The sequence below is a fragment of the Mycobacterium helveticum genome (genome assembly GCF_007714205.1).
Lineage (GTDB): Bacteria > Actinomycetota > Actinomycetes > Mycobacteriales > Mycobacteriaceae > Mycobacterium > Mycobacterium helveticum.
The window spans coordinates 36,432-44,312 of record NZ_VMQU01000036.1 but is presented as its reverse complement, the minus strand read 5'-3'; the positions used below and the strand labels follow the sequence as shown (position 1 = coordinate 44,312).

At 63.3% G+C, this 7,881-nt stretch carries 13 protein-coding genes; 9 read left to right on the top strand and 4 right to left on the bottom strand.

Annotated elements, in window-relative coordinates:
* The 9 genes from FPZ47_RS28905 to FPZ47_RS28345 all read left to right on the top strand — a co-directional run.
* On the top strand, positions 1–468 hold a 468-nt coding region (locus FPZ47_RS28905), incomplete at its 5' end, for an NUMOD4 domain-containing protein (protein WP_210419877.1).
* Between the two features lie 26 nt (positions 469–494).
* Positions 495–785, top strand: coding sequence for a hypothetical protein (locus tag FPZ47_RS10825; RefSeq protein WP_144951074.1), 291 nt, complete (start codon positions 495–497; stop codon positions 783–785).
* Positions 786–922: 137 nt separating this feature from the next.
* A complete protein-coding gene (locus tag FPZ47_RS10820) occupies positions 923–1,312 on the top strand; it encodes a hypothetical protein (protein WP_144951076.1) in 390 nt (129 codons plus the stop codon).
* A complete protein-coding gene (locus tag FPZ47_RS10815) occupies positions 1,312–1,788 on the top strand; it encodes a hypothetical protein (protein WP_144951078.1) in 477 nt (158 codons plus the stop codon). Before FPZ47_RS10820 ends, FPZ47_RS10815 begins: the two co-directional genes overlap by 1 nt.
* 617 nt (positions 1,789–2,405) lie before the next feature.
* Entirely contained in the window at positions 2,406–2,726 is a 321-nt protein-coding gene (locus FPZ47_RS10810) for an HNH endonuclease (RefSeq protein WP_144951080.1), read from the top strand.
* Positions 2,727–2,921: 195 nt separating this feature from the next.
* Positions 2,922–3,275, top strand: coding sequence for a P27 family phage terminase small subunit (locus FPZ47_RS10805; protein ID WP_144951082.1), 354 nt, complete (start codon positions 2,922–2,924; stop codon positions 3,273–3,275).
* A complete protein-coding gene (locus FPZ47_RS10800; RefSeq protein ID WP_144951084.1) occupies positions 3,268–3,678 on the top strand; it encodes a hypothetical protein in 411 nt (136 codons plus the stop codon). Before FPZ47_RS10805 ends, FPZ47_RS10800 begins: the two co-directional genes overlap by 8 nt.
* Positions 3,678–5,306 (top strand): large terminase, encoded by a 1,629-nt coding sequence (locus FPZ47_RS10795; RefSeq protein ID WP_144951086.1) that lies wholly within the window; start codon positions 3,678–3,680, stop codon positions 5,304–5,306. Before FPZ47_RS10800 ends, FPZ47_RS10795 begins: the two co-directional genes overlap by 1 nt.
* A gap of 188 nt (positions 5,307–5,494) precedes the next feature.
* Entirely contained in the window at positions 5,495–5,635 is a 141-nt protein-coding gene (locus tag FPZ47_RS28345) for a hypothetical protein (RefSeq protein WP_168209415.1), read from the top strand.
* Here FPZ47_RS28345 and FPZ47_RS10790 read toward each other — a convergent pair.
* The 4 genes from FPZ47_RS10790 to FPZ47_RS10775 form a co-directional block, all read right to left on the bottom strand.
* The gene (locus FPZ47_RS10790; protein WP_144951088.1) at positions 5,615–6,421 is read right to left on the bottom strand and encodes a hypothetical protein; all 807 of its coding nucleotides are present in this window, start codon (positions 6,419–6,421) and stop codon (positions 5,615–5,617) included. The two genes, FPZ47_RS28345 and FPZ47_RS10790, sit on opposite strands and share 21 nt — an antisense overlap.
* A gap of 62 nt (positions 6,422–6,483) precedes the next feature.
* The gene (locus FPZ47_RS28900; RefSeq protein WP_210419876.1) at positions 6,484–6,846 is read right to left on the bottom strand and encodes a zinc ribbon domain-containing protein; all 363 of its coding nucleotides are present in this window, start codon (positions 6,844–6,846) and stop codon (positions 6,484–6,486) included.
* Positions 6,847–6,891: 45 nt separating this feature from the next.
* On the bottom strand, positions 6,892–7,191 hold the full coding sequence (locus FPZ47_RS10780) for a DUF732 domain-containing protein (protein WP_144951090.1): 300 nt from the start codon (positions 7,189–7,191) through the stop codon (positions 6,892–6,894).
* 97 nt (positions 7,192–7,288) lie between these two features.
* Entirely contained in the window at positions 7,289–7,879 is a 591-nt protein-coding gene (locus tag FPZ47_RS10775; protein ID WP_144951092.1) for a Fic family protein, read from the bottom strand.
* Positions 7,880–7,881: the final 2 nt, after the last annotated feature.

The following is a 7,881-nucleotide window of genomic DNA, read 5'->3' as shown; positions in this document are numbered from 1 at the left end:
CTACACTTTCGTGACCTGATCAACCAGTATCCTCAGGTCACACCTCAATTCCGCGCGGGAACCCGTCGCAACTTCGGCCTAGATCAACCACGTGCCCGATGGCGATCGGACCACGGCCACCCCACCCCGATGGCCCAGCGGAAGGAACGACCCCCGATGAACGCTGAATCCAGCAGGAGACGACGAGCCATGACGACAGCACTGGATCCCGTCGAGGATCTCCACGGCGAGCAGTGGCGCGACGTTGTCGGGCTCGAAGGCATTTACGAGATCTCGAATTACCGGCGAGTGAAGACCATTGGCCGCACGGCGATCCGGCGCGACGGTACGCCTATGCGGGTCAGGGAGCGGATCCGCAAGGCGTCGACGACGAAAGGATGTCCCGTCATAACCCTGATGTGCGACGGGCGCGCATACACCCGCTCGATCGATTCGCTCTATCGCGCTGCTTGGGGGCAGGCATGTTGACTAGCCGTGAAACGGCGGCCTACGTCTTGGCCGAGATCCCCTGGCCCGATGGCATTATCAGCCGCGCCGTGTTCCGAGCAATCTTCCCCGGCTCCTCGAAACACTGGCGTAAGCAACTCGTGAAGCGTTGGGAAACACAAGGGCTCGCCGACCGAGGCGGCTACTTCTACCGCGTGCATCGAGCCGAACTCGTTGAGCACGTGCCGATCGTGACCTATGAACGCCCGGCGCTCGACTACGCCGGCGCCATCGAATCGGTTGCCCGGTGGATCGAGGAGACCAAGCTGCCCGAGGCGGTTCATCGCCAGAGTCCGTAATGAACTTCGGGTGCTTCGAGCCCATCGAAGCCGAATCGAATCGCAACAGCGCAACACCGCACACGTCCGGCGTCAGCAAGCCGGGTAAGGGGTCACGGCGGCAACCGTCGGGACCATCAATTAGAGGAGATACAAGCATGACCATCAACCGTAATCGCGGGATCCTCGGCCCTCCGGCCGATCTCGGCCCCAAGGCCAACGATGTTGACGGCGGACTCGCCGAGCAGCCGCGCCGCACAGGCCAATTCAATGGCGATACCTCGCAGGTCACCGATCAGGGCGGCGTCGGCACCGCAGCCGAGCGCGCCGGCCTCCAAGACGCCTTCCGGGCGGCGCAAGCCGCCGCCGGGATGATCGGTGCCGACCAGGGTGCCGGCGGCGCCCGCGTCGCCCCAAGCGGCTCACCGGCCACCGGCTCAATCCCCGACGGCACCCTCGGTGACACCATCGGCGCTCCTGAGCCGCTCGTAACGCGCGCTGACGGCGGCGACGACCCGTCGATGGGCGCCTACGGGAAGGCCCTCTGATGGGGATCCTCGCCGCCGACAACCACGGCTCCGGGCCGGACCCCAACGCGGCGCCAGTTCACGTCGCGGTCACAGCGCACCCGAAGGCCACCACCGTTGTTTCCCGTGCAGCCGAAATCCAGGCGGCGACCAACAAGGCATACGGCGAGCACCTGAAGCACGTCCGCGAGATCGGGCGCAAATACTCCGACGACGCGCGCGGCGAGGTGGTCGCCCCGCTGCTCAAAGCCTTCGAAACGGAACCGATTTGGAAGCAGGCCATCGACGCCGAAACCGAAGTCGGGCAGCGCGTGGCCGAGCTGGCCCGACACGTCGAGAACGAGCGCCGCGCCCTGACGCCCCGCTCGACACCGCAGGTGAAATCCGCCAACAGCGCGCCATCGAGCGCGCACGAGGCGACCTCGCGAAGGTCGAGGACGGCTGGAAAGGTCAAGCAGCCGCCAAGATTCTCCGCGACGCATCCGATCAGGACGTAGGCATATTAGTTGCCGAGCTTCCACACCTGCTACCCGACGACGTACCGGCGGAAGTTCTCGAACCGGCGATACGCGAACGCGCCCCCGACTACGTTTCTGCTGCAAAGAAACTCGCGACAGCGCAGCAAGGCCAGTCGATCATCACAGTGAACGGCCAGCACCTGCGGCGGGCAATCGGAAAGGAGCATCGCACGTCGTCAGCCATACTCGGCGTTCAATTGCCACGCGGCACCTACGATCCCGACGCAGGCTAACCAGGTGGACTCCTGCAAGGCAGCCGACAGCGATGCCCGGTCTCCGTATCGCCAAGGCCGCCCGTAGGCGTCGAGCGCGCCGCTTTCGGTTTTCATCGGGATCGCCGAAAGCGACCAGCAGCGCGCGACAAATAGTCAGCCCCGGCTCGGCTCTTCGCTGTGTCGAGCCGGGGCTGACACCCTGCCAAACATGAAGATAGGAGCAAATTGCCCAGAGCACCCAAGATCTGCGGCCACAACGGATGTCATGCCCTTGTGTACGACGGCGGCCGAGGATGTGAAGACCATCGCCGAAAAGCATGGGACCGTAAAGGCTTACGGCCATCCGGTGCCAACAGAACCGGCACCGCAGCGTGACAGACGTTGCGGGCCAACTGCTTAAAACGTGATCGCTACCGCTGCCAGCTTCGCTACCCGAACATCTGCCGCCACATAGCGATCATCGCCGACCACATACAAGCCGGGTCCGAGGATACCCTGAAAAATTTGCAATCATCCTGCGAACCATGCCATCTCAAAAAGGCATCAGCCGACGGAAATGCAGCACAAGGGCATCGAACAAGCATCGCCGTCGAGAAGCCGATCCCGCGACGCGCGACGCCCACACCCAAGCCGAACAAGCAGCAACAACAGATGCCGCGCACCATATGGATCGGACTAAAACCCAACGCCGGCAACGAGTAATGACTGCGTCACATCTGAGTAGGAACACTTCGAGCCGCTGCACCCGGCGACACTGATCGACCATCGCCGCAGGTCACCACCCCACCGTGGGGAAGGCACCCCGGCACCCTCGCGTCGCCCGGCCAGGACAGCGGAATGCCGTCTGTCCGAACGGAAAGCGTACTAGGAAATACGCCCCAGGAAGGTAGTTTGAGCATGAAAACAGCAGGTGAGGCGCTCACCGAGCGCGTGTTAGAGGATCTGAAGAATGAAGGACTGGTGCCTGATTCGCGCGAGACAGAGTTACTGGCCCGTGCCGCGTGGGCGAGTGATCGGTTGGCCGAGCTGGAGAAGATGATCGCCAAGCATGGATCGACCTTCTACGACGAGAAGGCCCGGATGGTGAAGCCGTCGCCGATGCTGCCCGAGGCTCGCCACCTGACCCTTGTGATCGCGCGATGCCTGACGGGAATCCAGATGGAGGCCAAGACCGAGAAGGGTGTCGACCCGGTCAAGAGCCGCGCCGGCAAAGCGTCTTGGGCCGCGCGGCAGGAGCGCGGCCGTGGCTAGACGGATGGACCGCACGGCGGCCGGCGGCGGCCAGCGGGCGATGATCCCCGGCGCCTACGAGATCGTCCGCGAGTACCGCGCGAAGGAAAAGACACGGTGGGCCGGCCTGCCCGAGGATCCGGTGCGCGACGAAGAGGGGCGCCTTGCCCTCCACTTTCACGGGAAGATGTACCGCCTGATGCAGTCCGCCCACCCCGCACTGGTGCCGGTGTGGGCTCTGCGCGGCTATCAGACGTTCGCTGCCGAGGCCGCCGGGGTCGACTGGCTCGGCGACTGCGGCGACGTCGTGCTGCTGCATCCGAACGACGAAATCGAGCCCACGTCGCAGGGCTGCGGCGCAACGTATTTCACCCGCGAGGGCTGGGAGGCCGCCGGGAACAAGCCGCTTCTGGCCGGCAACTGATGTCGACTCTGTATGTTCCCGACCCCGCCGGCTACCCGACTCTCGGCGACCACGTTGTTGAATTCATCGAGGCCCGCGCCGTGTTCGGGCCAGGCTCGCTGCACGACCAGCCGGCGCGCCTGGACCGGGAAAAGCAGATGCTGATCCGACGGTTCTATGAGATCTATCCGCAGGGGCATCCGAAGGAAGGCCAGCGCGTATTCGACCGCTGCGCTGTGGAACTCCGCAAGGGTGTCGCCAAGACGGAGTTGGCGGCCTGGATCGCGTTCTGCGAGCTCCACCCCGAAGGCCCGGTACGGTTCAACGGTTTTGAGCCCGACGGCTCTCTGCGTCGTGGTCGGCCAGTGAAAAGTCCGTACATTCCGATGATGGCGACTGCTGAGGAGCAGTCCGAGGAGCTGGCCTACGGGGTGCTGCGCTACATCTGCGAGCAGTGCCCGGATGCACACCTTTTCGACCCGAACTTGGATCGTATCGCCCGGCGCGGCTTAGACGGAATGGCTGTGCCAGTGTCGAACTCGCCGAACTCTCGGGACGGGGCGAGAAACACCTTCCAGCACTTCGATGAGCCTCACCGCTTGACGTTGCCGAGGGACCGCGCCGCCGTCGAGACGATGCTCCAGAACCTACCTAAGCGGCAGCTCGAATCGCCATGGGCGCTTTACACTTCCACGGCGGGGGCACCGGGGCAGGGCAGCGTCGAGGAGGATGTGCGCCTGGAGGCGGAGCAGATCGCTGACGGCCGTGCGCCGAACTCGGGGTTGTTCTTCTTCGCCCGCTGGGCTGATGTGGACAAACATCCCGATCTGTCGACGGTTGAGCAGATCGTCGCCGCCGTGGCCGAGGCGACCGGCCCCGCTGTGGGCGAGTGGGGCGTCGGCCAGTTCGAGCGTGCGGCACGGGAATTCTTCCGCGTCGGCGCGGACCTGTCGTACCTTGAGCGGGTACACCTAAACCGTTGGCGCAAAAGCAATTCCGGCGCGTACGACATGGCGAGGGTGCGAGACCTGGTGTTGGACGAAGTCATTCCGAAGGGCGCTTTCGTTACGGTCGGCTTCGACGGCGCCCGCTATAAGGACGCCACCGCCATCGTGATCACGGACATCTCGACTGGCTATCAGCAGATCGCCGCGCTCTGGGAGCGACCCGAGGATGCTGCCGGGTGGGAGGTAGACGAGGCTGATGTTGACGGCGTGATGCACCAGGTGTTCAAGGATTATCAGGTGTGGCGCGCCTACTGCGATCCGCCGTATTGGACCGAGGTGGTGGCGCGGTGGGCCGGCAAGTGGCCCGATCAGGTTGTCGAGTGGTTCACGGGGCGGCAGCGGCAGGCGGCGGACATGGCTCGCGCGTACAAGGAAGCCATCGACGGCGAAGCGATCCGGTTCGTCGGGACGGAGGGCAACCGTGACGACCTGGTGCGCCACATCGGGCACGCCGGCCGCAAAGACCTGAAGATCACCGATGACGAGGGTCAGCCGCTCTGGATGCTGTGCAAGTTGAATGGGCAGCAGATCAACAAGTTTGACGCTTGTATGGCGGGCAATCTGTCCTGGCAGGCGCGACTCGACGCAATCGCTGACGGGGCCAAGCCGAAGGGTGGCGGCGCGCCCCGACGGCTGTATTAGGGTCAGTGCATTGCACATCTAATGTGCAATGCACTGACCCTGGGCATTTACTGCGTTGCGCGGCAACAGTTTTGGCGTTAGCGTCGCCGGCATGTTCGACGAGCTGGCCTTCATGCCCTCCAGCGACGGCGGCCTCGTCGCGATACACGACCACTACCTGAGCCGGTACATCTGGCTCCGTACCTTACGTGGACATCACCCCCGACGGCTGCACGCGGTGGCCGGTCAGTGTTTACGTCCAGGCCGAGGACCTCGACGCCGACAGGGCGCGCAAGCTGGCCGCCGAGTTGCTGGCCGCCGCTGACCGTTTAGGCGCTGATCCCTGGTAGCTGCTCAAGTACAGACATCCCCCCGATTTTGTCTACGTTTGCAGGAGGAGGCCACACAACATCGTCTTGGTTGGGCGGCCATAGCGGAGTGAGCATCCGACGAAGATCCTTGCTCGGATCGAACCGAGCGATATCGGTGTCGGCGACGTAACCCATTACGACGAAGACGACATTAAATAGCCTCAGGTGCGACTTATAGCCTGGGAAGATCGTCGATCCGTCTGGGCTACTAGTGTTTAACTCCATCGGCTGAAATTGCGCCTCTGCGAGGTGTTCTCCGTGGATAGGGTGGTTCGGTACGGAGGCGGTACCTGTCCAGATCTGGACGTGTTGCGGTGGACTGCTCGTGCTGCAGAACTCCTTGCAGTGCGGAGCCGGAAAGGTTTCACGTCGGCCAACATAGGCTGCGATCACTACGGTCTTGAATGCCCATCGTGCCAACGCGACCTGGTCGCTGGTGTCGAGCACTATCTGCGGATGTTGATAAGGCAGAAAAGGAAGGCTGAACATCCGCACCAGCAGCGGCTTTGCGGCTTCTTCAAGCTGACTCATCCACTCGCTGTTGCAGGCGGAGCAGACAATTTTCAGCTTCTTACTGAACATTCCGCCCCGCTGGATAATCGGCTCGCTGCCGTCTCCCGGAATGATCTCGCGGACACCTTCACCCGTGTTGCCGAGCTTCCGAAGCCAGTCGCCGAAGATGTGCTCGCCACTGAGCGGCGGCTGGGCACCGCAAAAGATGCAGTGCGAAGGGCGACTCGATGAACGTGCGCGCCTACGGCTCATTGGATCTCGTTGCAGACTTTCAGAGTGAGATGGTTGGGCTGATCTGCGGAGATCGCTCGAAGCTATGCGCCCGGCGTCACCACGTCAACGATCCGCGGGATCATCTTGCCGGTAATCCGGTCCCACGAGATCTTGATGTTGGTCACTCGCCCTGTGTGAACGCGGAGCGACGCCTTGCGCATCGAAGACTTGAAGGAGATCTCGCCGTCAGCCTTGATGTCGAACGAGATGCAGTCGCCCTTCTTGACCGAGCCGACCGGGGCACCGTTCCAGAACACCTGCACCTTGGGGTTGATCGCGAACTGCTGGGTGTAGCCGTAGACGACAACCTTGGACTCCCGCAGGATCGGCACGCCGCAGGCGGGGCATGTGGGCGCCTTGTCGGAGACTTGCTTCTTGCACTCAGGGCACGCGATAAGAGCCACGCCGCCATCGTAGGGGGAGCGCCGCTGGCGCACTTGCGGATCAGCTCAGGCGTCGGGGCAGAAGGTCTCCTGGGCGAGAATCGCGAACTCGCGATCCTGGGCGTCACTGAAGTCGGGATACGACGACTTCACCGAGTATTTGACCGTGTCGATTGTCCAGTGGTCCTGCAAGAGCTGGCAGATCATCCGCGCCTCGTCGCCCACCGTGGACGGCGGATCGCTGATGTTGATCCCCTCGCTGCTGAGCTGCTGGACGAAGGCGGCATCGCCCGGCTGGGCGTGACTAACCGGCGCGCCGGCCACGGCCAGGGCGGCGAGCATCAGAGCGGCAAGTTTCCCTCTCATAGAGCGGCAGCCTATAACGAGGCCGCTTCCGCCGCTCCGTTTCACGCTGGAACCGCGACAGCGAGCGTCGTAGTAGCACGTGGCAGGAGCGCGCCCGCTATCCGAAACGGTTGTCGAGCCAGAATTGCTTCATAGGCCCTACGTCGCCGTAGAGATCAAAGGCCACAAGGGCGTCCTTATACGCGGAGCTTTGAGGAGTACCCAGTTCCACCCATGAACGAATCACCGGCAGGTCGAAACGGCGCACCAGCTCAAGCGCCAGCACGCGGACAGCTCGGCCGTTGAAATCGGCGAACGGATGGATGTGCAAGACCTTGGCCTCGGTGAACGCTAGTGCCTCCACCTGCAAATCCGGATCGTCACCCGCATAGTGAACGCGCGCACGCAGGTCATCGAAGAGCACGCGCATGAGGTAGTCGATGTTCCAGTGGTCAGGTGGCAGGTGATTGCCTACCTGGACGGGTTCTTCGCGCCATCTTCCCGCAATGCCTGGAACGATGCCGGCGAGAAAGGCTGTGTGAAATTCGCGGAGCAGGCCCACACTCAACTCCCGGGCCGCGTAATAGCCCGCCTGTACGGCGTCTACCAACGCGCTTAGCGGCTCGGCGATAAGGTCGCTGACCTCGGCGTAGTTTTTGAGACCGTTGGGTGTCTCATACCTCGGCTCCGTCGAGTCGACTTCAGCCATCA

Coding starts and splice junctions, on each gene's coding strand:
- FPZ47_RS10775 (WP_144951092.1), bottom strand. CDS start 7,879: ATGGCTGAAGTCGACTCGACGGAGCCGAGGTATGAGACACCCAACGGT.
- FPZ47_RS10790 (WP_144951088.1), bottom strand. CDS start 6,421: ATGAGCCGTAGGCGCGCACGTTCATCGAGTCGCCCTTCGCACTGCATC.
- FPZ47_RS10795 (WP_144951086.1), top strand. CDS start 3,678: ATGTCGACTCTGTATGTTCCCGACCCCGCCGGCTACCCGACTCTCGGC.
- FPZ47_RS10805 (WP_144951082.1), top strand. CDS start 2,922: ATGAAAACAGCAGGTGAGGCGCTCACCGAGCGCGTGTTAGAGGATCTG.
- FPZ47_RS10815 (WP_144951078.1), top strand. CDS start 1,312: ATGGGGATCCTCGCCGCCGACAACCACGGCTCCGGGCCGGACCCCAAC.
- FPZ47_RS10780 (WP_144951090.1), bottom strand. CDS start 7,191: ATGAGAGGGAAACTTGCCGCTCTGATGCTCGCCGCCCTGGCCGTGGCC.
- FPZ47_RS10820 (WP_144951076.1), top strand. CDS start 923: ATGACCATCAACCGTAATCGCGGGATCCTCGGCCCTCCGGCCGATCTC.